Origin of the sequence: Mucilaginibacter sp. cycad4 (assembly GCF_034263275.1) — a bacterium.
In the GTDB taxonomy this organism is placed as follows: Bacteria; Bacteroidota; Bacteroidia; order Sphingobacteriales; family Sphingobacteriaceae; genus Mucilaginibacter.
The window spans coordinates 593786-618610 of the sequence record NZ_CP139559.1; the positions used below are offsets into that span (position 1 = coordinate 593786).

Annotated in this window: 19 protein-coding genes; 11 read left to right on the top strand and 8 right to left on the bottom strand. The window is 44.1% G+C overall.

Annotated features, from left to right (window positions below):
• The first annotated feature begins 10 nt into the window (after positions 1-10).
• The 9 genes from SNE26_RS02605 (at position 11) to SNE26_RS02645 (ending at position 10194) form a co-directional block, all read left to right on the top strand.
• A complete protein-coding gene (locus tag SNE26_RS02605; RefSeq protein ID WP_321557823.1) occupies positions 11-2395 on the top strand; it encodes a heavy metal translocating P-type ATPase metal-binding domain-containing protein in 2385 nt (794 codons plus the stop codon).
• Positions 2392-2553: a cbb3-type cytochrome oxidase assembly protein CcoS gene (ccoS, locus tag SNE26_RS02610; protein WP_188833850.1), complete on the top strand. Its 162-nt coding sequence runs from the start codon at positions 2392-2394 to the stop codon at positions 2551-2553. Before SNE26_RS02605 ends, ccoS begins: the two co-directional genes overlap by 4 nt.
• An 86-nt stretch (positions 2554-2639) precedes the next feature.
• Positions 2640-4766 (top strand): cytochrome-c oxidase, cbb3-type subunit I, encoded by a 2127-nt coding sequence (gene ccoN, locus SNE26_RS02615; RefSeq protein ID WP_321557824.1) that lies wholly within the window; start codon positions 2640-2642, stop codon positions 4764-4766.
• Positions 4767-4774: 8 nt separating this feature from the next.
• Positions 4775-4966 carry a hypothetical protein gene (locus SNE26_RS02620; RefSeq protein WP_321557825.1) on the top strand — a complete coding sequence of 64 codons (192 nt, stop codon included), beginning with the start codon at positions 4775-4777 and terminating at the stop codon, positions 4964-4966.
• Between the two features lie 32 nt (positions 4967-4998).
• Positions 4999-5871, top strand: coding sequence for a cbb3-type cytochrome c oxidase N-terminal domain-containing protein (locus SNE26_RS02625; protein WP_321557826.1), 873 nt, complete (start codon positions 4999-5001; stop codon positions 5869-5871).
• 5 nt (positions 5872-5876) lie between these two features.
• A complete protein-coding gene (ccoG, locus tag SNE26_RS02630; protein WP_321557827.1) occupies positions 5877-7250 on the top strand; it encodes a cytochrome c oxidase accessory protein CcoG in 1374 nt (457 codons plus the stop codon).
• A gap of 4 nt (positions 7251-7254) precedes the next feature.
• Positions 7255-7674, top strand: coding sequence for a FixH family protein (locus SNE26_RS02635; protein ID WP_321557828.1), 420 nt, complete (start codon positions 7255-7257; stop codon positions 7672-7674).
• Positions 7671-8357 (top strand): sulfite exporter TauE/SafE family protein, encoded by a 687-nt coding sequence (locus tag SNE26_RS02640; protein ID WP_321557829.1) that lies wholly within the window; start codon positions 7671-7673, stop codon positions 8355-8357. The genes SNE26_RS02635 and SNE26_RS02640 overlap by 4 nt, the downstream gene beginning before the upstream one ends.
• A gap of 61 nt (positions 8358-8418) precedes the next feature.
• Positions 8419-10194 (top strand): hypothetical protein, encoded by a 1776-nt coding sequence (locus SNE26_RS02645; RefSeq protein ID WP_321557830.1) that lies wholly within the window; start codon positions 8419-8421, stop codon positions 10192-10194.
• 64 nt (positions 10195-10258) lie between these two features.
• Here SNE26_RS02645 and hemN read toward each other — a convergent pair whose 3' ends face one another.
• The 8 genes from hemN to SNE26_RS02685 all read right to left on the bottom strand — a co-directional run bounded on the left by hemN (position 10259) and on the right by SNE26_RS02685 (position 22198).
• Positions 10259-11626, bottom strand: a complete 1368-nt coding sequence (gene hemN / locus SNE26_RS02650) for an oxygen-independent coproporphyrinogen III oxidase (RefSeq protein WP_321557831.1) — start codon at positions 11624-11626, stop codon at positions 10259-10261.
• A 6-nt stretch (positions 11627-11632) separates the two neighbouring features.
• Entirely contained in the window at positions 11633-12670 is a 1038-nt protein-coding gene (locus SNE26_RS02655) for a 2-hydroxyacid dehydrogenase (protein ID WP_321557832.1), read from the bottom strand.
• An 83-nt stretch (positions 12671-12753) separates the two neighbouring features.
• On the bottom strand, positions 12754-13806 hold the full coding sequence (locus SNE26_RS02660) for a response regulator (RefSeq protein WP_321557833.1): 1053 nt from the start codon (positions 13804-13806) through the stop codon (positions 12754-12756).
• Positions 13803-14990 (bottom strand): PAS domain-containing sensor histidine kinase, encoded by a 1188-nt coding sequence (locus SNE26_RS02665; RefSeq protein ID WP_321557834.1) that lies wholly within the window; start codon positions 14988-14990, stop codon positions 13803-13805. The genes SNE26_RS02660 and SNE26_RS02665 overlap by 4 nt, the downstream gene beginning before the upstream one ends.
• Positions 14991-15370: 380 nt before the next feature.
• Positions 15371-16921 carry a RagB/SusD family nutrient uptake outer membrane protein gene (locus SNE26_RS02670; protein ID WP_321557835.1) on the bottom strand — a complete coding sequence of 517 codons (1551 nt, stop codon included), beginning with the start codon at positions 16919-16921 and terminating at the stop codon, positions 15371-15373.
• 16 nt (positions 16922-16937) lie between these two features.
• Positions 16938-20222, bottom strand: coding sequence for a SusC/RagA family TonB-linked outer membrane protein (locus tag SNE26_RS02675; protein WP_321557836.1), 3285 nt, complete (start codon positions 20220-20222; stop codon positions 16938-16940).
• 205 nt (positions 20223-20427) lie between these two features.
• Positions 20428-21522, bottom strand: a complete 1095-nt coding sequence (locus tag SNE26_RS02680; protein ID WP_321557837.1) for a FecR family protein — start codon at positions 21520-21522, stop codon at positions 20428-20430.
• Positions 21523-21607: 85 nt separating this feature from the next.
• Entirely contained in the window at positions 21608-22198 is a 591-nt protein-coding gene (locus SNE26_RS02685) for an RNA polymerase sigma-70 factor (RefSeq protein ID WP_321557838.1), read from the bottom strand.
• Positions 22199-22879: 681 nt separating this feature from the next.
• Here SNE26_RS02685 and SNE26_RS02690 point away from each other — a divergent pair.
• Both SNE26_RS02690 and SNE26_RS02695 read left to right on the top strand, forming a co-directional pair.
• Positions 22880-23476, top strand: a complete 597-nt coding sequence (locus SNE26_RS02690; protein ID WP_321557839.1) for a sigma-70 family RNA polymerase sigma factor — start codon at positions 22880-22882, stop codon at positions 23474-23476.
• Positions 23477-23571: 95 nt separating this feature from the next.
• On the top strand, positions 23572-24759 hold the full coding sequence (locus tag SNE26_RS02695; RefSeq protein ID WP_321557840.1) for a FecR family protein: 1188 nt from the start codon (positions 23572-23574) through the stop codon (positions 24757-24759).
• Positions 24760-24825 lie beyond the last annotated feature (66 nt).

A 24825-nucleotide genomic window follows, 5' to 3' on the forward strand; every position in this document is an offset into this window, starting at 1 on the left:
TAGATCATCAATGGCTGTAAATATACTTACCCAAACCACCTGTTACCATTGTGGTAACGATTGTGACAAAGATCATTACGTATTGGATGGCAAAGATTTTTGCTGCGCGGGCTGTAAAGGTGTTTACCAGGTGCTATCCAATAGCGGGCTATGTAACTACTACAGCTATAATGAACATCCCGGCGCAACCCGCAGCCATGTGCAAAAGCGGTTTGAATACCTTGATGATCCTTCAATCACAGCCGACCTGGTTGATTTTACAGACGAAAACATTACCATATTAACGCTTTATATCCCTTACATCCATTGCAGTTCATGTATTTGGCTGCTTGAGCAGTTAAACAGGTTTAACCCCGCCATTTATTACAGCCGGATTGATTTTTTAAAGAAACAGGTAAACCTGCGCTTTAATAACAGGGAGATAAGTTTAAGGCAGGTTGTGGAGCTATTGGTTGATATCGGCTATGAGCCGCTTATTAACCTCCAGGATGTTATTAAAAAACAACAAACCGGCACAGGCGATAACCTCGTAAAAAAAATAGCCGTAGCGGGATTTTGTTTTGGTAATGTGATGCTGCTCAGTTTTCCCGAGTATTTGGGATTATCGGAATATGAGCAAACCTTCAGGCATTTTTTTGGCTGGTTAAATGTGGTATTTTCATTGCCGGTTGTTTTTTACAGCGGGAGGGAATATTTTCAATCGGCCTATACAAACCTGCGTAATAAAATATTGAATATCGATTTTCCACTGGCACTTGGTATAGCCGTACTTTTCTTGCGCACCCTCGCAGAAGTATTGACGCATACAGGAGCCGGTTTTGCCGATACGCTTTGCGGGCTGGTGTTCTTTTTACTGGTAGGCAAATTTGTTCAGCGAAAAACGTATTACCATATCTCTTTTGAGCGTGATTACCGCTCGTTTTTCCCTGTTGCTGTACAGGCTGTTGATAACGCTATTGAAAAGCCGCTGCCCTTATCAGCCCTCAAAGTAGGTCAGCGGATCCGTATTCGCAGTAATGAGATCATACCGGCCGATGCGATATTGCTGAGTGGCGATGCGCGGATTGATTTTAGCTTTGTTACCGGCGAATCGGTGCCTGTGACAAAGGTTTGGGGTGAAGTGGTTTATGCCGGCGGCCGGCAAATGGGCGAAGCTATTGAACTGGAGGTAATTAAACCTGTATCACAAAGCTACCTTACCCAATTGTGGAACAATGAAGCTTTTAGCCGCAGCCAGGACAACCGGATGCAAACTTTCAACCAAAAGGTAAGCAAGTATTTCACCATTGTTTTACTGGTGATTGCATTGGGTTCATTAGTTTTCTGGTTGCCGGCCGATGTTTACCGGGCCTTTTCGGCATTTACAGCTGTGCTGATTGTAGCCTGTCCCTGTGCACTGGCCTTAAGTACACCGTTCACCATGTCGGCGGCATTGGGCATTTTTGATCGCAATTTCTTCTACCTCAAAAATACCGCTGTTGTTGAACAACTGGCCCGTATCAATGCCATCGTTTTAGATAAAACCGGCACCATTACTATCGGCGGCGAGAATGGCGTGAGCAATAACGCGCAGCTAAGCAGTTACCAGGAACGGCTGATATACAGTATATGCAGCAATTCGGCCCATCCTTTAAGTATCCAGATCTGCGATTACCTTCAGGGAGCAGATAAACTCCGGGTAAGTAATTACCGGGAAATAGCCGGAAAGGGGATCACAGCCTGGGTTGATGGGCATAATGTTCAAATTGGCAGCCAGCCGTTTTTAACAGGAGGGGTGGATATTGCAAAATCAACCGAAGTACACCTGATGATAGACGGACGGTATGCCGGCTATTTCAGTTTTGTTAATAAGTATCGTGAGGGGCTTGAAGATATTACGCGGCTGGCTACGGGGTATAAAATTTACCTGCTATCAGGCGACCAGGACCGGGAGCGGAACAATTTACTGCCTTATTTTAAGGGGGAGGGATATATGCTGTTTAACCAATCGCCACAGCAAAAGCTCGATTTTATAAAGGCTTTACAGCTGGCCGGCAAAAAGGTAATGATGATAGGCGACGGCCTGAATGATTCAGGTGCTTTAAAACAAAGTGATTTGGGGATAGCCATTACGGATAACGTAAACAATTTTTCGCCCGGCAGCGATGCTATTTTGGATGGGCGCTCACTCAGGTTATTGCCCGCATTTCTTAAATTTTCAAAGGATAGCATTACCATTATCCACATCTCGTTTTTTATATCGCTTTGTTATAACTTATTGGGGTTAAGCTATGCGGTAAGCGGCAGGCTTTCACCGCTCATAGCTGCCATATTGATGCCATTAAGCACCGCAACCATAATTTCGTTCACCAGCATAGCGACACACCTCGCCGCTAAAAAAAGGAAACTATCATGAACATTATTTATTTCCTGATCGGGTGCAGCGTACTGCTTGCGCTCGTGTTTTTAGGTGCATTTTTCTGGGCCCAGCGCAACGGTCAGCATGATGATCTGTATACCCCATCGGTAAGGATCCTGCTGGATGATGAACCGGCCGATAAAGATAAAAAATGACCAATGTCATTATTCAGGCAAACCGTCATCATTCTGCCGGCAACGGCCCCTCAATACTTTTACACCATCAAATTATTTAATATCATATGCAGCCCGAAAATTTTTACTATGACAACAAGATCGTCCGGAATTTTGGTATCGCCACGGTGATCTGGGGTATAATTGGGATGACCGTAGGCCTCATCGTAGCCATACAATTGTATAGCCCGGGAATGAACATGGGCAACCAATACACCACATTTGGCCGTATCAGGCCCTTACACACCAACGCGGTGATCTTTGCTTTTGTGGGTAACGCTATTTTTATGGGTGTTTACTACTCATTACAGCGACTGTTAAAAGCGCGGATGTTTAGCGATGCCCTTAGTCAAATTCACTTTTGGGGCTGGCAGCTTATTATTGTTTCGGCTGTTATTACGTTGCCCTTAGGTTTAACCACCTCGCATGAGTATGCCGAACTGGAATGGCCAATTGATATTGCCATTACTGTGATCTGGGTTGTGTTTGGCATTAACATGTTTGGTACGATATTTAAACGCCGCGAACGGCATTTATATGTGGCCATATGGTTTTACATAGCCACCTTTGTTACCATAGCCGTATTGCATATTGTAAATTCATTTGAGCTGCCGGTATCGGCCTTTAAAAGCTACATGGTATATGCAGGCGTACAGGATGCGTTGGTACAATGGTGGTATGGCCATAATGCGGTGGCGTTTTTCCTGACCACACCGTACCTGGGCATGATGTATTACTTTTTACCCAAAATGGCCAACAGGCCTATCTACTCCTATAAATTAAGTATCCTGCACTTTTGGGCGCTCATTTTTATTTATATCTGGGCCGGCCCGCACCATTTATTGTACACCACGCTGCCTGGTTGGGCGCAGTCATTAGGTGTGGCCTTTTCTATTATGCTGTTAGCACCAAGCTGGGGCGGCATGATCAATGGCTTGCTCACCCTGCGCGGGGCCTGGGATAAGGTTCGTGATGATGTGATCCTGAAGTTTATGGTAGTTGGCCTAACAGCATATGGTATGGCCACTTTTGAAGGCCCCATGCTTTCATTGAAACAGGTGAATGCCATAGGCCACTTTACCGATTGGATAATTGCCCACGTACACGTTGGCGCTTTGGGTTGGAACGGCTTTTTAACCTTTGCCATCCTTTACTGGCTTATCCCGCGTATTTATAAAACACAGTTATATTCAAAAAAGATGGCTTCGTTCCATTTTTGGATAGGTACGCTCGGGATCCTGTTTTATGCCGTGCCAATGTATTGGGCCGGTTTTACCCAGGGTTTAATGCTTAAAGAGTTTACGCCCGAAGGGATCCTGAAATACCCCGCATTTTTAGAAACCACCATGCGCATATTGCCTATGCATGTTATGCGGTCTGTAGGCGGTGGATTATACCTGCTGGGCGTTATTGTAATGGCCTACAACCTTTGCCGCACCGCGCTGCAGGGCAAGCTCGCGGCTAATGAACCTGCCCAGGCCATGCCGCTGCCCGCTTTAAGCAAAACCGGGCACGAAGAAACATGGCACCGGGTATTGGAACGCCGCCCAATACAAATGATGATAGCCGCATTGCTGGTAATACTGGTAGGTACTTTTATTGAGTTGATGCCAACGCTAACCATATCATCAAATATCCCAACTATAGCGGCTGTAAAGCCTTATACTCCGCTTGAGTTGCAGGGGCGTGATATTTATATCAGAGAAGGCTGCTCAAACTGCCATTCGCAAACGGTAAGACCTTTCCGCTCAGAAACCGAGCGTTATGGCGAATACAGTAAGGCAGGCGAATTTGTGTATGACCACCCCTTTTTATGGGGATCAAAACGTACCGGGCCCGACCTGGCACGTGAGGGCGGCAAATATGGCAATGCCTGGCACTATAACCACCTGATGGACCCTCGCCTCATGTCGCCGGGGAGTATCATGCCAAACTATGACTGGCTGTTAACCCAAAATCTTGATACCGCTACCACAGCCGCCAAAATAAAGGCTATGCGTACGCTGGGTGTCCCGTATCCCGAAGGATATGAAAAAATAGCCAACAGCGATCTTCGTGAACAGGAAAAAGAAATTGCCGATAACCTGTATAACGATCATATCAAGGTTAAAAACAATAAAGAAATAGTAGCTCTGATAGCCTACCTGCAACGTTTGGGTACCGATATCAAGGCGAGCAAAACCGCCGCTAAATAACAAAAGCCATGTTTAAGCAATTTACAGAACACATTTCGGGTGCCCAGGGTTACCTGTTATTTTCTCTGGGGATCTTCCTCGTATTTTTTATTGTGGTAGCTATCCTGCTTTTCAGGCTCAGGAAACAGCATGTAGATCATATGCGTAATCTGCCTTTGAAGGATAGTTATGGTGAACCTCTTAATCCTTACAATTTATGAAATACCGCCGCCTGTTAATTTTACTTGTATTTATGATATTAATACAGCCGGTAATGGCCGCCGATGATAGCCTGATACCGGGCTATTTGATGAACGAGATAGGGTATGGCGCAATTATAGCCATGCTGGCATTGTTTATTGTAGCTATGCTGGTATTGCTCCGGGCGCTTAGGGTATTGACAAAAATAACGCTCCGGGCGCAGGGATATACAGAAGAACAGATCATAGCAGAGATGAAACCCGCTAAAAAGGTTAAAAAGCCTAAAACAGAGGTTTGGAATAAATTGCTGTCGCTAAGGCCGATGTCTGAAGAAAAGGAGCTGATCATAGCGCATGATTATGACGGTATCCAGGAGCTTAATAATCCTATTCCCGGCTGGTTCAGCTACCTATTTTATATCACCATTATTTTTGCCGTTGGTTACATCCTCATTTATCATGTATTTGGCTTAGGACAGTTGCAATATGATGAATACAAAACTGAGATGGCCCGGGCTGATATTGCCAAAAAAGAATACCTGAGCAAGGCCGCTAACCGGGTTGACGAAACTACAGTTAAGCTCGTTACCGATCAGGCAGTACTAACTTCGGGGCAGGCAATTTTTAAACAAAGCTGCGTTCCATGCCACGGCGACCATGCACAGGGGGTAGTTGGCCCCAATCTTACCGATGATTACTGGTTGCACGGAGGTAAGATCAATGATGTGTTTAAAACCATAAAATACGGTGTACAGGCCAAAGGGATGCCCAACTGGGAGAAACAACTATCACCCAAACAGATCTCGGATGTGGCAAACTACATAAAATCATTGCATGGCAGTAATCCGGCCAATCCTAAAGAACCACAGGGCGAAAAGGATGCAGATGACATCGCCTCAAAAGGCAAAACGATAGCAAAAATATAACGATCATGGACGGCTTACTGGCGGCAAAAGAAAACGGGAAAAGGCAGTGGATGTATCCGCTGGTACGTAAAGGCAGGTTTTATAAATGGAGAAGCTGGTTAAGCTATTTTTATCTCATCTTCTTTTTTGCAGGACCGTTTTTACGAATCAATGGCCAGCCGTTGTTGCTGCTCAATGTGATAGACCGGCAATTTGTGTTACTGGGACAGGTGTTTTGGCCGCAGGATATTTTTCTGTTCGTGCTGGCTTCGCTTGTTTTTTTGGTTTGCGTGGTGATATTTACTATTGCTTTCGGTCGCATTTTCTGCGGATGGATCTGCCCGCAAACCATATTTATGGAAATGGTTTTCAGAAAGATAGAGATCTGGATAGAAGGGGATGCCAATAAGCGTAAAAAGCTTGACGCCGGTGCCTGGACGCGGGAAAAAATCATCAAAAAAACAGCCAAGCACGCTTTGTTTGTATTGATATCCTTTCTGATCGCTAACACTTTCCTGGCTTATATCATCGGCAGCGAAAGCCTTGTTAAAATTATTGTTGAGCCTGTTACAGCCCACTGGGTGGGTTTTATCAGTATCTGGGTATTCACTATTGTATTTTACTTGATTTACAGTCAGGTACGTGAACTGGTTTGCACATTGATATGCCCTTACGGGCGCTTACAAAGTGTATTAATTGATGAACATACTTTAGTCGTAGCTTATGATGATGTGCGGGGCGAACCAAGAGGCAAGTTAAGCCGTTATGCAGACCCCTTTAACCTGAAAGGCGATTGCGTTGATTGCAGCCTGTGTGTTGCTGTTTGTCCTACAGGCATTGATATTCGTAAAGGGACTCAAATTGAATGTATCAACTGCACCGCCTGCATAGACGCCTGCGACCAGGTAATGGACAAGATAGGAAAGCCCCGCAGCCTGATTGGCTACTTTTCCGAAAATATGATCAGGCTGAAAGAAAAGCCATCGTTTACCGGGCGCATGATGGGATATACCGCTGTAATAACCGTGCTGATAGCGGTACTTGGTTATTTTATTTTCAGCCGGAGCGATATGGATATCACAGTTATGCGCAGTGCGGGGATGCTTTACCAGCAACAGCCGGGCGGCTACGTCAGTAATATTTATAACGCCGAGATCATTAATAAAACCAATCAGGATAAAGTGATCAGGATAGGGGCGGATGATCCGGCTGTTAAGATCAGTTATATCCAGGCGCCGGGACCGGTTGCAAAAGGCGGATCGGCTAAAACGGTGTTTTTTGTGATGCTGCCTGCATCAAAGGTACATGCCGCCAAAACTACCATTAAACTGAACCTGTTGCTTGGCGGTAAAGTGGTTCAATCTGTTAAAACCAATTTTATAGCACCAACAAATGATTAAACATATGAACTGGGGGAAAGGGATAGTAATAGGCATGCTGGCTTTTATGAGCTACATTGTAGCTATGGGCGTTGCCATGTTCAGGCAGCCCGACGATGTCGATCCGCATTATTACGAAAAAGGGCTTGCGTTTAATGCCGATTACGATAAAGAGAAGCAGGTACTTAGCGATAAGGCACAGCCATCAATCAGCATTAACAACAATATCCTTTTAGTGAAGTTTGCAGGCCCTTCAAATGGAGCCGTAGATTTAAAACGCCCGGGCGACGGTAAAATGGACAAGCATATCAACCTGCAAAGCAATGCGGCAGGCAATGTTAATATCCCTCTGACTAATGCAAAGCGTGGCAGGTGGCAGCTTGTTTTCAATTGGGAAAGCAATGGCAAAAAATATCTGTATACCAAAGAAATATTTATACCATGAGCACCAGTCAAATCGCTTTTTTTATAGGCTTGTTTGGCAGTGTTCACTGTATAGGGATGTGCGGCCCGCTCGCCTTCGCTATACCGGTTAACCACAGTAGTTTTTGGCTGTTGTTGTGGGATAAGTTGGTGTATAACCTTGGGCGTACTATAAGTTATGCAACCCTCGGGTTGATAACCGGGCTCATCGGTAAGCAATTGTGGCTTTCAGGTTTGCAGCAGGGGGTAAGCATCATTAGCGGGATACTAATTCTGCTGGCTGCTTTTTCGAGATTATGGAAGCTGAAAATTTACAAAGAAAGCAGGAGCGGCTGGCTGTTGAAGCCTTTTAACGCATTGCTCACTTATGCGTTGCAGCACCGGGCGGGGCATTTGGTCATAGGATTGTTAAATGGCTTTTTACCCTGCGGTTTTGTTTACCTGGCCCTCATCGGTGCGGTAAATACTTCATCAGTGGGTGCTTCTGTACAGTATATGGTTTGGTTTGGTTTGGGCACTCTGCCTTTAATGCTGGCCGTTACTGTGGGCAGCGGATTTATTAACCAGGGCATACGCAGAAAGATGAACAGGGTGGTTCCCTATTTTATGCTATGCCTTGGTATTTGGTTTTTGCTGCGCGGGCTCGCTATGAATATCCCTTATTTAAGCCCGCCATCGGCCAGCGCAACTGTTATTTGTAAGTAAAGCCGGAGGGGCACTGATGAGCCGCCTGTTATTCTAAATAAACAAATATTAAATTAATTATATGCACAGCTTTCATATACCTGTTTTAGGTTTGGGATACTCTGTTGATACACCACTAAAAGTGGCCCGATATGGTATCTCGTCCGTTGTTTCAATTGTTGATGATGAGCTCATTGAACGTATGCGGCGGTATCATTCAACTCAAGATGGTTTGCCATTTACGCCTATTTTAAAAAGCGGGCCCGACAGCCGGTCAAAACGGATAACAGCCTATCTTAATTTATTAAACGAGCTGGTAAATAAGCAGTTTGAAGAACTTAAACAATTGCCGTTTAACCAGGGAATGGACATCGACCGTTACTTTGACCTGCTGCCCGAAGCTTCGGCTTTAAAACAGGGTTACGACCTGATGAACGATTATCCCGAGGGGGAACGTAAACAGATCTTTCAAAACCTTTTGCGGGCCAAAATGAGCAAAGGCGCTATTGACGTAAATATCATGGCCAAAGTTGACAAGATGAACTTTGATGCAGAGGGCAATTATACAGGCGATACCCATACCGACGCGCTTGCTGCTTTAAAAGGTTTTGCTGAGAGTGACCTGGATTCATCAGTGGTGCTTTCGGCGGGGATGAACCCGAGGCTGTACAGTTACCTGGAAACTTTTAAGTGTTTTTATCCTGATGGCAATAACGAGCTCCGTAAACGGATCGTTTTAAAGGTGAGCGATTTTCGTTCGGCGCTGATCCAGGCTAAGTTTTTGGCAAAGAAGGGGCTGTGGGTATCGGAGTTCAGGATTGAATCGGGCCTGAATTGTGGCGGGCACGCTTTTGCTACTGATGGCCTGCTGCTTGGGCCGATCCTGGAAGAGTTTAAACAGAAAAGGGAAAATATGATGCACGAACTGCTTGCCCTTTATCAACCGGCACTTGCCGAAAGGGGGTTTACAGAGGCCGGTCCGTCGCAAAAGATCAGCGTACAGGGTGGGATAGGTACCATGCAGGAAGATTTTTTTTTGCGGGAGCATTACCAGATGGATGCCACCGGCTGGGGCAGCCCTTTTCTGTTGGTACCCGAAGCCACCAATGTTGATGAACATACGCTGCAACAATTGGCCGGTGCCGGGCATGATGATTTTTACGTAAGCTCATCATCGCCGCTGGGTATCCTGTTCAACAACTTCAGCAAAAGCTCGGGCGAAGAGCAACGACTTAGCAGGATAGCAAATGGCAGGCCGGGCAGCCCCTGCAACAAAAAGTATTTAGTATCAAATACCGAGTTTACCGAGCATCCCATTTGCACAGCATCACGTGAGTACCAGCATCTGAAAATAAAACAGCTAAAACAAAGTGAGCTGCCGGCAGATGAAATTCAAAAACAGATAGATGCCGTTACCGAAAAGGTTTGCTTATGTGAAGGGCTCTGTGCATCTGCATATATCAAAAACGATATCCTGAAGGCCCGGGAAAACAGGGCAGTAACCATTTGCCCGGGGCCAAATATCGCCTTCTTTTCAGGGGTTTATACGCTTGATGATATGGTTAGCCACATTTATGGCCGCATAAACCTGCTTGAGGCAACAACCCGTCCTAATATGTTTATCAATGAGCTGAACCTCTATATAGATTACCTTAAACAAGACATTTCGGACTATGTAGCAAACCTTAACGAAAAGAAAGGAAAATACCTGCTCAAATTCAAAGATCAATTACAGCAGGGCATTACATACTACAAACAACTGATCCCGCAAATAAGCAACCAAACCCAGGATTACCTGGAGCGGATGCTGAAGGACCTGATCATATCAGAAGAGAAACTCCAATTGCTGAGTATCTAAAACAAAGAAACCGGGATCGATTCCCGGTTTCTTTGTTTAGCTAATAGTCGGTAATGTCAAAATCTTATCCCGTCATGCTGAATAACTGCGTGGCGGGCTTGTCGGCCCACAGGCGGGCATCAAGCGCCATACATATATTGCGTAAAAAGCGTTTACCCATGGGCGTAACAGTAATACACCATGAGTTTAGCTCAACCAGTCCGTCCTGTTCAAACTGGCGCATGCGTTCCAGCCCCTCTAAAAAAGCTTCACTTGTTTCGTTATGCAGGTTCCAGCAGGTTTTGCCGTTACACATGATATTTAAAATATGCCTGCGAATGCTCAGATCATCTGTTGTAAGCATATGGCCTTTAAATGCCGGTAGCTGGCCGGCGTTAACCAATTGCAGGTATTCTTCAACATTTTTTACATTTTGGGCAAAGGCATACCAGCTATCGCTTATGGAAGATACGCCCAAGCCAATCATTAATTGGGTGTACTGATGGGTGTAACCCATAAAATTGCGGTGCAGCGTACCGTTTTGTTCGGCAAGGTAAAGGCTATCCGTAGGCAAGGCAAAATGGTCCATGCCAATTTCATGATAACCCAACGCCGTAAATAATTCGCGTCCGCATTCATACAAAGCCCTTTTTTCATTGGCATCGGGCAGGTCATTCTCGGTAAAACGGCGCTGGCCGGGTTTTATCCAGGGTACGTGGGCATAACTGTAAAAAGCAATCCTATCGGGCATTAATTTCGCCACCTGGGCAATGGTATCCTTTAACCCGTTGAGCGTTTGAAGCGGGAGGCCATAAATCAGATCGAAGTTAACCGATGTATACCCGATCCGTCGTGCCTGCTGGGTAACCAGCTTTACCAGTTCAAAACTCTGGATGCGGTTAATGATAAACTGAACCCTGGGGTCAAAATCCTGGATGCCGAGGCTTATCCTCCTGAAACCAAGATTGTATAAAACCTGTAAATGATCAACAGTTGTATTGGCGGGGTGTGCCTCAAAGCTAAACTCGGCCTGGGGATGGATAGTTGATGAATTTAATATACCATTGATCAGTATGGCCAGGTGTTCGGGTTTAAAAAATGTAGGGGTGCCGCCACCAAGGTGTATTTCCCTGATAACGGGTTTGCTTTCAAATGTATTGAGGTACATGGCCCATTCCATCAAAACAGCTTTAATGTATGGCTCCTCCACCCGGTGGTTTTTGGTGATGCGGGTATTACAACCGCAATAGGTGCACAGACTTTCGCAAAATGGCAGGTGGATATATAAGCTAATCCCGTCGCGGTCATTACTCTCCTTAAAAGAAACCGACACCGATTTTCGCCATTCCTCTTTGTCAAAACTTTCACTGTTCCAGTAGGGTACTGTAGGGTAACTGGTATAACGGGGAGCTGCAACGTTGTATTTATCAATAAGATGCTGGGGTATTTTCATAAAATATTAAGTTTTGGTTGTATCAACCGTTGATAGCTCGGCAGTTGCTTTGCAGTTTTTTGAACATACACACGCATTCCCGACGCACTTATTAGCCTGCCACTGATCAAGGTTTTTTATGGTTTGATTAGCTATTTGCTGCAATGCCTCATTGGTTAAAAATGCCTGGTGCGGGGTAATGAGCACATTTTTAAAGGTCATCAGTTTTTCCAGCAGCGGGTCCTTATCGGTATCATGTTGATGCTGCTCAAAAAACAGGCCTTTTTCTTTTTCATAAACATCAAGCCCCAGGTAACCTATTTTACCGGTTTCAAGGGCTTGTAATGCCGCTTCAGTATCAATTAAACCGCCGCGCGACGTATTCAGGAGCATCACGCCGTCTTTCATCAAAGCAAGGGTATCATCATTGACCATGTGATAGTTTTCGGGGCATAGGGGGGCATGTAATGAAATGATATCGGCCATAGAAAGTAATTGATCCATAGTCACTTGTTCAACTCCCGGCAGGTTTGACTTATTAAGCGGATCGTAGCCGATAACGCTGCAGCCAAAGCCGTTAAAGATAGCGGCGACCGCCTGCCCTATATGCCCCAGGCCAATAATGCCAACTGTTTTTCCGGATAAATTAAAGCCCATAAGGCCGTTCAGCCTGAAGTCGAACAGGTGGCTATGGGCATTTGATTCGGTTAAATGTCTGTTCAGGGCAAGCGCCATAGCAATAGTATGTTCGGCAATAGCCTGCGGCGAGTATTCGGGTACGTTAGCCAGTTTTATATTGCGCAAAGCTGCTGTTTCCCTATCTATATGATCTGTACCGACCGACCGGGTAGCAATATATTTAACCCCAAGATCGGCCAGTTGATTGATTACATAGGCAGATACATCGTCGTTGGTAAAAACAACCACTGCTTCCTTACCTTCGGCATAAACCGCGGTTTCAGAGTTTAGCGGGTTAGATATAAGGGTAATGTCATGTTTTTTTTGATTCGCCCTGGCCAAAAATTCCTTTTCGAATGCCTTGATACTGTAAGCTACAACTTTCATCTGTGTGCATTTTATATTAAACAAAACTACACGGATGATACCGGCAAAACCATGAGCGCGGTCAGTGATAAAAATGACCCTTATCAGTTTCTCATCTTTACCAGCTTGTTAAGGTCTGTTATATTGATGGTTGCACCTTTCTTTTCTATCAGGCCTTCCTCTTTAAAATCAGAAAGCGTGCGGCTTACCGTTTCGGTAGCCATACCGGCCATTGATGCCAGTTCTTCCCTTGATATTTTAAACTCCTGTTTTTCGCCGTTTTGCTTGTTCAGCCTTACCAATACCTGCGCCAGCCGTTTCCTTACCGAATGATAGGCCAGTTCAATGAGCTGCTCTTCCTTTTCTTTGATATTGTTTGACAGTAATTTCAAAAACTGCCGGCCAAGGTCAGGATACCGGTCAAGCATGGTTAAAACGGTATCTTTCGGCAGCAGGCATATGGCCGCGTCCTCGGTTGCTTCGGCTGTTTCGCCATAAGCATCATCAAGCAACAGGGCATGTACGCCGAGGTAGTCATCGGCTTTGTATAAACCGGTCATCAGCTCCCTGCCGTCTTCGGCCAGTTTAAATGTTTTTATGCTGCCTTCCATCACCAGGTAAATTCCCTGCGGGGTATCGCCATCATAAAATAATACTTGTTTTTTTCTTATCTGTCTTATTTTCCGACTGGCTATCAGTGTATTTAACTCGGCCGCGCCGTTGCGCGAATTGCTGGCCAAATGCTCTATTTTTTGCAGCGACCTGCTAAAAAACGCTTGTTGTTTTTCTTTTTTGTTCAGCCTGCTATCAATAGCATTAAGCAATTCTATATCGTCAAAAGGTTTGGTAAGGTAATCATCGGCACCCATTTCCATTCCTTTTCTAAAGTCCACCCGTTCGGCCTTTGCGGTTAAAAATATAAAGGGGATATTGTCCGTTTCGGGCGATTTACTGAGCATGAACAATACGCCATACCCGTCAAGCTCGGGCATCATGATATCGCACAAAATAAGTTCCGGTTTATGCTTTATAGCGAGGTCGACACCAATTTTGCCATTACCGGCCTGCAATACCAGGTAGCCGGAAAGCTCCAGTATTTCAGCGGTGCTTTCCCTGATATCTGTATTGTCTTCAATAATGAGGATACTTTTTTTCATGATTGCGAAAATGTGAGCGTGAATGATGTTCCGTAGTTAACTTTGCTTTCAAATTGTACTGTGCCATTGATGAGGCCCACGTAGCGGGCCACTATATTAAGACCGAGGCCGGTACCCGGGATATTGCCGGTATTGTGTGCCCGGAAAAAGGCTTCAAACAGGTGCTTCTGGTCACTTTCGGGGATGCCTATACCATTGTCCTTAACCACAACAACCAGTTGATTGCGGGCCACCTCTGTGTTAAATTCAATAAAGGTATTTTCGCCCGAGTATTTGATGGCGTTGCTGATCAGGTTGATGATGCAATTTTTTAATAGCGCCGAATCCAATTTAAAAACACTGGTGGTACCGGTATGCTGATAAATGATGTTTTGGTTTTGTTTGGCTACCAGTTGCATTTCTTCGGTTATTTCCTCACCAAATTTTACCAGGTTAAATTCGGTAAATAAGGGCTCCACCTTCCCGGCTTCGAGTTTTTCGAGCGACAGGAAATCATTCAGGATACCCGTAAGGTTACCTACCGACGTTTTTATTTTGGCGATGTGTTTGCTGATGTTAGGGCTGCTAAACTCCTGCGCGTATTTTTCAACAAGAATGGCCGAAAGCTGGATACTGCTCAGCGGGGTCCTGAACTCGTGCGAGGCCATTGATACAAAACGGCTTTTCATCTGTCCAAGTTCTTTTTCTTTCTCTAACGACTGGCTAACTTCCTCTTTAGCCTGCAGCAATTCGGTTACCGAATGTTTTAAAGAAATTGTACGCTCCTCCACCAACTCTTCCAAATGATTGGCATAGTCCTTTAACCTTTCTTCCGCTTCCTTTTCACGTGTGAGGTCATGGATAAAACCGGTGTAGATCTTTCGGCCTGAAAACTGCACTTCGCTTACCCCCAGGCGGAAAGGGAATATAGAACCGTTCTTTTTTAACCCCTTAACTTCACGGCCGAAGCCTATAATATGCGGCTTGCCTGTATTTTGATAACGGTTTATATAGCCATCGTGCTGTTCTTTATCGGGAGGCGGCATTAAAACGGATACATTTTTACCAATTACTTCGCCGGGGCTATATTGAAACAGGTTACATGCTGCCGGATTGATAGACTCAATAATTCCGTGGTTGTTTATGGTAATAATGCCGTCTATGGCATTTTCAATAATTGCTTTTAGCAGCGCGGCATTCTCCATCAGCGTTCCTTATTTATGACAAAGATCACGAATGGATTTAGTGTTCAATATGATACTTCTCACCATAAAAAGTGATCACGATCACTTTTTATGGTGAGAAGTAAAGTAGCCGGGCCATTAAACACGATTGCCGGGACCTTTAAGCTTTAAAAAAGAAGGAAATATGCCGGGCATTTCTCTCGGGCTAAATGTGCCTTTATTGGGAAGGACGGGTAATAAAGCTTAGATCATAAGTTCTAAGTAACCAGATACCTGAAAAATTATCGCCCCGTAAACGAATTTGTTTACGGGGCGATTTAATTTTGACATACTATGTGTTTGTCCGGAGACCGAAATGAAAAAATGCCATTACCGGAACCGCTGCAAAGAAAGCTTCCTAATTACCATGCACTGTTTTGTTTGAGTACACCATTTGACGAAGTGACAAAAGTTTGCGGAAGCGGGAAATGACTGAATTTAGCGTAGTTAAAATTAGTTCTCCCATAAACAGTCCTCAGCAGGTTTTCTGTATAACCGGTGCCTGAACTGCCGTTGGGGCCAGCCACTTTGTTATATCTTACCAGGTCGTACCAGCGGTTGAATTCAAGGGCCAGCTCAATCCGGCGTTCATGCCAGATGGCTAACCTCAATACTGTTTTATCCGTAGTTGTAATTTGTGGAAGGATGCCCGCTCCATCATTTTCGCCTGCTGTAACAGATGCAGCGAATGTTTTATTACCGCGGGCCCTGAAACGGATCATCTCCAGGTATTTCAGCGCGTCGGATGTATTCCCCAGCTCATTATTGGCTTCAGCGGCTATCAGAATGATATCGGCATATCTGAGATACATCGGGTTAACACTCTGAAAGTTAAAGTTACCGCCGTTCCAGTATGAATATGGCCAGATCACTTTTTTATTGGCATAATTGGTTGATGCCGGGAATGCTACCGGCTGGTTGTTGTTAAAGCCGGGAATGATGTCGGTTTTTGTAAAAATAGTCGCGCTCATTCTTGGATCGCCTTTTTCATAACTGCTAACAAGGTTAGGTGAGGGGAAGATATCACCATTTGAACCCAGTGAGGGAAGCCCCTGGTATTGAAGGTAAGGTCCGTACTGACGTCCGGCAGACAGGGATGGGTTGTAAATAAATCCCCCGGGCATCATATTTTCAGTAGAATACAATTGATCCGGGCTGAACAGGTTGCGATAATTGTTATAAAGGCTGTATTCGCCGCCGTTGATAACTGCTTCGGCATATAACTTTGCATTAGCATAATCCTGCTCATAAAGATAAACCTTCGATAAAAGTCCTTGCGCTGTGCCTTTGGTCACCCGGCCAAGGTTAGCCGTTCCCCATTGGCCCCTTGTTGGTAAGTGATCGATGGCATATTTAAGGTCTGAGATCACCAGTTTAATGATATCCGCATGTGAACTTTTGGGAATATTGTATTCAGCAGTTGATACCGGGTCGTGGTCCCGCAGCGGTGCATCTCCAAATACATTGGTCAGGTCGAAGTTATAATAGGCCCTGAAGTATTTGGCCTGTGCTTCGAATAGCTGCGCCGAATAAGGAGCTTTCAAAGTTGATGTGCGGTCAATTACTACGTTACAGTAGTGGATATTTTCAAAGGCCCGCCCCCAGTACCGCTCTATCATGTAGTTATCTGTGAGGTAGCTGTAATCCTGGAACACTTTAAAGTCAGCATTACCGCCCACAATAAAGTCATCCCCGCACATCTCTTTTGTTGAATACTGGTGTTGCCCTATCCGGAATTCCCTCCAGGCAATGGAACCATAAAGGCGGTTTACCGCCAAACCAAGTGTTGTTGTGTCGGCCGAAAAGGTTGCGCTTGAAAGCACTCCCAGCGGTTCTTTATCAAGAAAGCTCTTTTTGCAGGAACATGTCACAAAAAGCTCCAAAACAACAATGAATTTTATAATATTTTTCATAACTGTTATTTCTTATTTAAAAAGTTAAGTTTATACCTAATCTGGCGGTGCCTGAAACCGGATATGTCCGGAAATCGTCACCTATAGTTGAAACCCCGTAAGCATTTGAAACCTCAGGAGAGAATCCTTTGTACTTGGTTATGTAAAATGGATTGGTGGTGTTAACATACACGCGAAGCCCGGAAATTCCAACCTTTTTCAATAGCTGTTTGTTGAAAGTATATCCCAGTTCAATGAACCGTGCTTTGATATAAGTGCCGTCGAAAATGTTGAAGTCGGATGATTGCGTTGTTGAAGTGTTAACAGCATAACGCGGAATGGTGGTATTGATGTGGGTAGGGGTCCATGAATCCAGCCATTCAACATTCAGGTTGGACAGCCCGGAGCTTACAAACTGGTTCCTGGTATCATTATAGATCTTACCGCCGAAACTGCCCATCATATCGATGGTGAAGTCAAAGCCTTTGTAATCTGCTGAAAGCGTTAAACCTCCCACAAATTTTGCATAGGGCGAACCGATATCTGTTTTGTCATTCGCATCTACAAAACCGTCGCCGTTTACGTCTTTGAACAGCAGGTCGCCCGGCTTTAATCCCGACCAGTATTGTTTAGTTGGGTTACCTGATTTCGATGCAGCTGCTGCGTTTAACTGATCAATCTGCGCCTGGGTCTGCACAATGCCAAGGGATTGATAACCATAAAAGTCACCAATAGGGGCGCCCGCTTTTGACACGTGGGTAGATGGCACCTGGAAATCCGACGTATAAGAAGTTAGGCCCTTAAAGTCCAAAATTCTGTTCTTATTAGCCGTTCCGGTTACTTTTACACCATATCCAAGCCCGCCGATACGGTCGTTCCAGCTTACTGCCAGTTCCACGCCGCTGTTCCGTACAGTCCCCGCGTTGGAATATGCAGGGGCGGTACCTGTAGAGCCACCCGGAACAGGCAATATCAATAGCAGGTTTTTGGTGTCCCTGCGATAATAGTCGCCTTCAAAGCGTAATCTGTTTTTTAGTGTGCCAAATTCGATGCCGGCATCGGTTTGCTGTGAAACTTCCCAGGTAATATTAGGGTTTGATGCGGCTACGATTGTTGCCATTGGATAGAAAACGCCGTTAAATACACCATCGTAAGTTGTTTCCTGGTTAAGCAAGTTGAAAGTTTGGTAATTGGCGATTTTGTTGCTGCCTATCCGGCCCCAACTACCGCGCACTTTCAGGTTGCTTATCCACGACACATTTTTCAGGAATTTCTCTTCAGAGGCCCGCCATCCAAGGGCTACCGATGGAAAATATCCCCAGCGGTGTCCTTCAGCAAATTTTGATGACCCGTCGCCACGGAATGATGCAGTTAACAGGTACCTGTCCTTATAGCTATAATTAGCTCTGAAAAGATAAGAAAGGATAGACTCGCTGGATGGCAACGCGCCAAGTGAACTGATGTTTGAGGGAGGATAAACCTGGATATAACGGTAGTTGGGGTCAGTTGTGGTCAGCGGCCCGTTTCCGGTTACATCTACCCCGCGAAAATCGGTGTTCTGAGCAGTATAACCTGCTAATAAGTTCAGATGGTGAGCGGCGCCCAACTGTTTGTCGTAAGTCAGCGTATTCTCCCATAGCCAGGTGGAAACCGTGGTATATCCATTTTCAATACTGGTTAAACTGCTTTGGTTGGCACCCAGGTTGTACGGAGGTGTATACCTGTTGATATTATTCAAAGTATAATCTACACCATAGCTGCTCCGGAATGTAAGGCCTTTAAATAACTCATAATTCAGGTACCCGTTGCCAACAAATTGCAGCGGATGGTTTTGAACATCTTTATGAAGATAAAGCTCGGCAAATGGGTTAACGATGTCCACATCCTGTCCTGATGAAAATGAGCCATCGCTTTTGTAAACAGGGATCAGGGGCGATATGCGGGTTATTGAATTAATACCCCTGCCTGTATTGGAACCACCATCGCCATTATAATGACTGCTGGCCAATGACAGGTTATGCCCAAAGGTTAACTTTTTGCTGATCTTGTATTCATTATCAGCGCGTAAAGTTAAACGGTTGTAGTTGGTATATTTCAATACGCCATCTTCATTATGATAACTGGCACTGATGTTATAATTGACATTTTCGCTGCCACCGCCTACAGAAAGTTGATAATCACTTACAATTCCGTTCCGTGTTACTTCTTTGGTCCAGTCGGTTCCGGGGCCTATCTGGCTGATATTATCATAAACCGGTGCTAAGCCTGCATTGGTTTTAAACAGATTGACTAATTGTGCGTATTCCTGGCCGTTGGCAACATGAAACTTACGTGTCAGGAACTGAAATCCCTGACTTGTTAAAAAATTGATGACCGGTTTGCCAGGCTTTCCTTTTTTAGTAGTTACGAGAATAACACCGTTTGCTCCCCGCGATCCATAGATGGCGGTAGCAGAAGCATCCTTTAAAATTTCCATCGAAGCAATATCATTCGGCGCAAGGAAGCTGATATTGGTCACCATCATACCGTCAACAACGTATAGTGGGGTAGGGTCTCCGTTTGTGCCGAGCCCGCGTATCAATACTGTAGGTGCAGCGCCGGGGCCACCCTGGCTCAGGATCTGCACGCCAGGTGTTTTTCCCTGCAACGCCTCAGCTGCGTTACTGCCCCCTATTTTGGTTAGGTCAGCGCCTTTTATGCTGGTTACCGCCCCGGTAAGGTCAGATTTGCGTTGAACACCATAGCCAACTACCACCACTTCGCTAAGCGAATTATCTTTAGCTTTCAGTTTTACGTCGATGACTGCCCGGCTGTCAACATTAACTTCCTGGGCCTCAAAGCCGGTATAAGTGAATACCAGGTAAACGTTGCCATCCGGGACGTTTAATGAATAATTGCCATTCAGATCTGTTTGGGTACCTGTGGATGTACCTTTTAGCCGTACAGAAACGCCGGGTAAAGGCTGGCCGTTATCATCCGTTACTTTGCCTTTCACCACAAGAGCGTTTAATTGTGCTCCTTTCGGGTAAATAATAACGGTATTGTCTTCACCAAGCTGGTATTTAATGGCAGTGTTACTGGTCAGCAGGTCCATCACCGCGTGGATGGATGCATTACTCACCTCAATAGATTTAAGCTTGTCAATGTGCCTGATGGTTTCATCATTGTAAAGAAAATGATAGTCAGACTTTTTTTCGATTTCCCGGAATGCAGTCTTCAGGCTTACATTTTTCAGGTTAAGATTGATCGCGGTCTGCCCGAAACCCTTGGAATAGGATTGCAGTGTTGAGACAATGATCAGGAAAAGTATAAATTTTGTCATGAGAAGAACGTTCAAAAGTCGTTCACGCCGCAAATAGCATATGCGGCCTTGATTTTTTTTCATAATTTAGTATCAAGGGTATTTAACTAATTGGTTTATTTAAGACGGACTGGTAGTTATTGTACCATTTGACGGGGAATGTTGGAGCATTTCCCGTTCTTTTTTATAGCTGGTCTGTTATTTCATCATACGCATGTTTTAAAATTTAATAAATGAATACCTGGTTGTTTATAATTTGATAATTGAAATTGCTTATCAGCTTTAGTTGCTGCAGCGCCTTGTCAAGGGTTATGTTTTCAAACTTTCCCGTCAGTACCAGTTTTTTCAGGTCCTCCTTTTTAAAAATGATAGTGGTGCTGTATTTTCGCTCCATCATTTTTGCAACATCCTCAAATTCCATGGCATCAAAAACAGCTTTGTTTTTGATCCAGATGGCTTCCGACGGTAAAGAATCCTTTTTGTCCTGGTGTATTTCGCTGAGCTCAACTATTGCTTTGGATGTAGTATCCGACGGCCGGCGACTGAATGCTGATGCACGAGCTGGCTGATTGAATACCGTCAGTTTTTCTGAAGGTTTTAAAATAATTTGCCGGTCGGGATTTTTCAGTACAGTTAGTTCAATGACACCGCGTATCAAAGCTGCTTCCGAAGTTTTATCACCCGGATAAGATCTGACATTGAACCGGGTACCTAAAACCCTGATTTTTATAGTCGGCGTCGTCACCACAAACGGATGTGCCGGATCCTTGACAATATCGAAGAAAGCTTCGCCCGCTAAGGTTATCTCCCGGTGCCTGGCATCAAATGTGTTTTTATATGTAAGCTTGCTGCCTGCATTCAGGATAACCGTACTTCCGTCGGGCAATTGTATGTTTGTCATCCCCCCGGTAGGTACCTTGATCTCACAAATCCCGCTTTTATTGTCAGGTAATCTGAAATAAACCAGTACTATGCTGCTGCAAAATAAAACGGCGACGGCCGCTGCTATTAGCAGATATTTGTACCTGCCGGGATGCGCCGGCTGGTTCGTTTCCGAATTAACAGGTGCTTCGCACTCATCTTCTGCAAAAACAGCAGGCGCGTTATTTAGCTGGGCCTGCAGTTGTGCCCATTGTTCTTCCTTTGGCTCATTATCGCACTCTTTAGAAGTCGGATATAATCGCCAGAGATGCTCCAGCATAGCAATAGGGTATTGGGCCCCGCCATCTTCCTTCAAGATCTGGCCGATCTCTTCCAGCTCTTCCGGAGTTGCTGTATTATTCAGCTTTTTATAAATAAGTATCCAGGTATTGTTGACCATAAGTGTTTTCTAATCTTATAGACAACCAAAAATTGCCCGGCACGGGGAAGGATGAAAAATATTTTTTAATAAAATGAAAGCGGGGTTATTTGGAGGAAACCTGGGGCGTATTTTTTTTGTAATTCAGGCTTTCCGATAGTTTTTTCAAGGCAATACTCATATGGTATTCGATGGTCCTTACGGATAAATTAAGAAGCTCGGCAACTTCCTTGTGCGGAAGGCCATCTTCTTTAATCATTTTAAATACCAGCCTGCATTGTGCGGGCAGGTTGTTAACCGCATGTTCGATCAAAAGCTGGAAATCAGCCACGATCATTTGATCCTCGATATTGAGGGTAACATCTTCAATTTCTGCTTTGATATCGTCGATGTTAAAATGTATTGGGAAGTTTCTTTGTTTCAGGAAATTCAGCGATTTGTTTTTTACCGCTTTATAGATATAAGAAGTGAAGTCGGTAATGTCTGCCAAAAATTTCCTCCGTGACCAGATCGAAATAAAGGTATCGTTTACTACCTCTTCAGTAGCTTCGGCAGATCGCACATAAAAGGAGGCGAGATTATATAATTTCTTATAGTATTGAAAATACAGCATTTTGAAAGCCTGCTGGTCATCCTCAAAAACTATTTTCTGTAGTAAGTCCTGAATATTGGTTTCGTTCATACTTAATCTTAACATGTTCGGATATATCCCGAACAGAAATGCACAACATTATAATTGGTTATTGTATTGGTCTTGACGGAACCGGACTTGTGATTATTGAATAAGACAGGAGAGTGAGACTTTTATACTCAAAATTTTTAAAAGGATTTTAGCAAAGCCATCGGAATATTCTTAGCGCACCCATACGGGGGATGCCCGGAGGTATCCGGTATATTGATTATTAAATGCCGGAAAGTGGTCTTTTAATGGAGACGGTTCATTTGGTTATCCGGGATATTTTCTGTTGTAACAAATCAGGGACATCAATTTGCGTTGATTTTATATCAAGACGCATTCAGAATGGTTCAAAAAATCTGCTTGATCCCGGGATTTTTGAACAACAAAAAAGCAATTAGTGTCTTTTAATTAATTTCCTCATTTTTAAATACTTATAACGGGAGATTAGCAGGGCGCATTTATGGCTTCCTGATGATTGTGGAGCGAATTCTGAATCTATATTTAGATAAAAAACTAAAATTCAGAAAATTGTGTTTGGTAAAATAATTATTACATTTGAAAACCAGTTATAACATAGTCTCTAAGCCGGATTAATTATAGTTTTATTGATTAAAAATTTCATAGGTATTCCTTACTTAAATGTGCTCATTGAAAGCAGTTTGTTTTTCGGATTACGCTAATATAGTTAACTAAGATAGAATGCTAATACAGTTAGATGAGGGTGAATTATTAAACCGGCTCTCAAAAGGAGACCGAAAGGCTTTTACTGTATTGTATAACAGGAATATTAATAATTTATACCGCTATATTTATCTGATCTGCAGATCAGCCGGGTTAACTGAAGAGATTGTTCAATGTGTTTTTATAAAGATATGGGAGCGCAGGGAGTCGTTGGTAAATGTTGTTTCTTTTCAATCTTACGTTTATCGTTCTGCCAAAAATCTTTTATTGGATCAGATCAAAAAAAGTAAAACCGAGGCGAAAGTGCTGGTTATAGTCCAGCCCACTTCCGAAGAGAGCTCTGAGCGCTCGGATGCAAAGATAAATTACAAAGATTTTTACCTGATGGCACAGGATGCGATCAATATGCTTCCTGAAAAAAGGAGGCAGATTGTGGAGCTCCGTACTAAAGATGAGCTCTCTTTGGATGAAATTGCTGAAAAACTGTCTATTTCTAAAGCCACCGTAAAAAAACAATTATACAGCGGTATGGACTTTGTACGAAAACATATGCTTGCCCATGGCGAGCTTACCGTCGGGGTGCTTCTTATTGGCGCCTGGAAGCATTTATTTTAAACCTGATCCGGGAATCCCCACTCTTACCGGCGATTATTTAAAAAATATTTTTTTTCGCGTCATCCTTTATTTCTCCCCGGTCGTCTTACACATATATGGACGAAAAAGCACGGAATAATTTCCTTGAAAAATTTTCTGAGAACCGGCATACGGAACAGGAGCACGAGCTTTTTATAAAATGGCTTGAATCACTTCCGGATGAAGAGGTAGAAGTTTTGTTGGAGCAGTATGGCGATTTTTTTAAAAACCTTCCTGCCCGGGAGCCTGCTAATCACCCCGAACTGTTTGCTAAAATTGAAGCAAGGCTTGGAGCTGTGGAAAATGAAGATTACCGGGATCATAGCATTCGGCCTAAAACTTCATTTAAAAAGCTTACTGCTATCGCAGCTACCATCTTATTGTTCATTGCCATTGGGGTAGTATTCAGAAATAGCCTGGTTAAACAACAAATCGCCGCAAATAATACCAGCCGGAATAGGATAGCCCCGGGCGGAAATAAGGCAATACTTACGCTGGCCGACGGCTCTCAGATTGTACTTGAAAGTGCCAAAAAAGGAGTTTTGGCTAATCAGCAAAATAGCATAATTAACAAAACAGCCGATGGAAAGTTAGTATATGATGCCTCTCAAAAGCGGCAGAATGGTACGGAACTATCCGGCTACAATACTATATCTACGCCAAACGGCGGGCAATACCAGGTTGTTTTGCCCGATGGTACCAAAGTTTGGTTAAATGCGGCTTCTTCTCTTAAGTTTCCGGTTGCCTTTACAGGTAAAGAACGGAATGTTGAATTATCAGGGGAAGGTTATTTTGAAGTTGCAAAAAATAAGGCCATGCCTTTCAGGGTAACAGTAAATCATTCAACAGTTGAAGTATTGGGCACCCACTTTAATATTATGGGTTATGCCGATGAAAAATCAACTAACACAACGCTGCTGGAAGGCTCTGTAAAAATAGTTTCCGGAAATAAGCAAAAGCTTATAGTCCCCGGCGAACAGGCCCGTGTAAATGGCGAAATAGAGGTGGCCAAAGTGAATGCGGCGCAGGCCGTGGAATGGAAGAACGGAAATTTCAATTTTGCACATGAAAGTATTGAAACTATTATGCGTAAGGTGGCCCGCTGGTATAATGTAAGTGTACAATACCAGGGCACTATAACACATGAGGGCTTTGTAGGGACGGTGCCGCGTTCTGAAAATATAACCGAAGTTTTAAACGCGCTTGAATTAACAGGATTAGTACACTTTAAAATTATTGAGAGGAGGGTTATAGTTATGCCATAAATCTACTCATGGTATAAACTTAAAATGAAACCGGAAGTGCAGCGAACACTCCCGGCTGATGTTTGA

Excerpts from the sequence above, each read along its gene's own strand:
- SNE26_RS02640 (WP_321557829.1), top strand. The coding sequence starts at position 7,671 with ATGAGCACCAGTCAAATCGCTTTTTTTATAGGCTTGTTTGGCAGTGTT.
- SNE26_RS02695 (WP_321557840.1), top strand. The coding sequence starts at position 23,572 with ATGGACGAAAAAGCACGGAATAATTTCCTTGAAAAATTTTCTGAGAAC.
- ccoG (WP_321557827.1), top strand. The coding sequence starts at position 5,877 with ATGGACGGCTTACTGGCGGCAAAAGAAAACGGGAAAAGGCAGTGGATG.
- SNE26_RS02685 (WP_321557838.1), bottom strand. The coding sequence starts at position 22,198 with ATGTTAAGATTAAGTATGAACGAAACCAATATTCAGGACTTACTACAG.
- SNE26_RS02620 (WP_321557825.1), top strand. The coding sequence starts at position 4,775 with ATGTTTAAGCAATTTACAGAACACATTTCGGGTGCCCAGGGTTACCTG.
- SNE26_RS02675 (WP_321557836.1), bottom strand. The coding sequence starts at position 20,222 with ATGACAAAATTTATACTTTTCCTGATCATTGTCTCAACACTGCAATCC.
- SNE26_RS02690 (WP_321557839.1), top strand. The coding sequence starts at position 22,880 with ATGCTAATACAGTTAGATGAGGGTGAATTATTAAACCGGCTCTCAAAA.
- SNE26_RS02670 (WP_321557835.1), bottom strand. The coding sequence starts at position 16,921 with ATGAAAAATATTATAAAATTCATTGTTGTTTTGGAGCTTTTTGTGACA.
- SNE26_RS02660 (WP_321557833.1), bottom strand. The coding sequence starts at position 13,806 with ATGAAAAAAAGTATCCTCATTATTGAAGACAATACAGATATCAGGGAA.
- SNE26_RS02680 (WP_321557837.1), bottom strand. The coding sequence starts at position 21,522 with ATGGTCAACAATACCTGGATACTTATTTATAAAAAGCTGAATAATACA.
- SNE26_RS02665 (WP_321557834.1), bottom strand. The coding sequence starts at position 14,990 with ATGGAGAATGCCGCGCTGCTAAAAGCAATTATTGAAAATGCCATAGAC.
- SNE26_RS02605 (WP_321557823.1), top strand. The coding sequence starts at position 11 with ATGGCTGTAAATATACTTACCCAAACCACCTGTTACCATTGTGGTAAC.
- SNE26_RS02635 (WP_321557828.1), top strand. The coding sequence starts at position 7,255 with ATGAACTGGGGGAAAGGGATAGTAATAGGCATGCTGGCTTTTATGAGC.
- hemN (WP_321557831.1), bottom strand. The coding sequence starts at position 11,626 with ATGAAAATACCCCAGCATCTTATTGATAAATACAACGTTGCAGCTCCC.
- SNE26_RS02645 (WP_321557830.1), top strand. The coding sequence starts at position 8,419 with ATGCACAGCTTTCATATACCTGTTTTAGGTTTGGGATACTCTGTTGAT.
- SNE26_RS02655 (WP_321557832.1), bottom strand. The coding sequence starts at position 12,670 with ATGAAAGTTGTAGCTTACAGTATCAAGGCATTCGAAAAGGAATTTTTG.
- SNE26_RS02625 (WP_321557826.1), top strand. The coding sequence starts at position 4,999 with ATGATATTAATACAGCCGGTAATGGCCGCCGATGATAGCCTGATACCG.
- ccoS (WP_188833850.1), top strand. The coding sequence starts at position 2,392 with ATGAACATTATTTATTTCCTGATCGGGTGCAGCGTACTGCTTGCGCTC.
- ccoN (WP_321557824.1), top strand. The coding sequence starts at position 2,640 with ATGCAGCCCGAAAATTTTTACTATGACAACAAGATCGTCCGGAATTTT.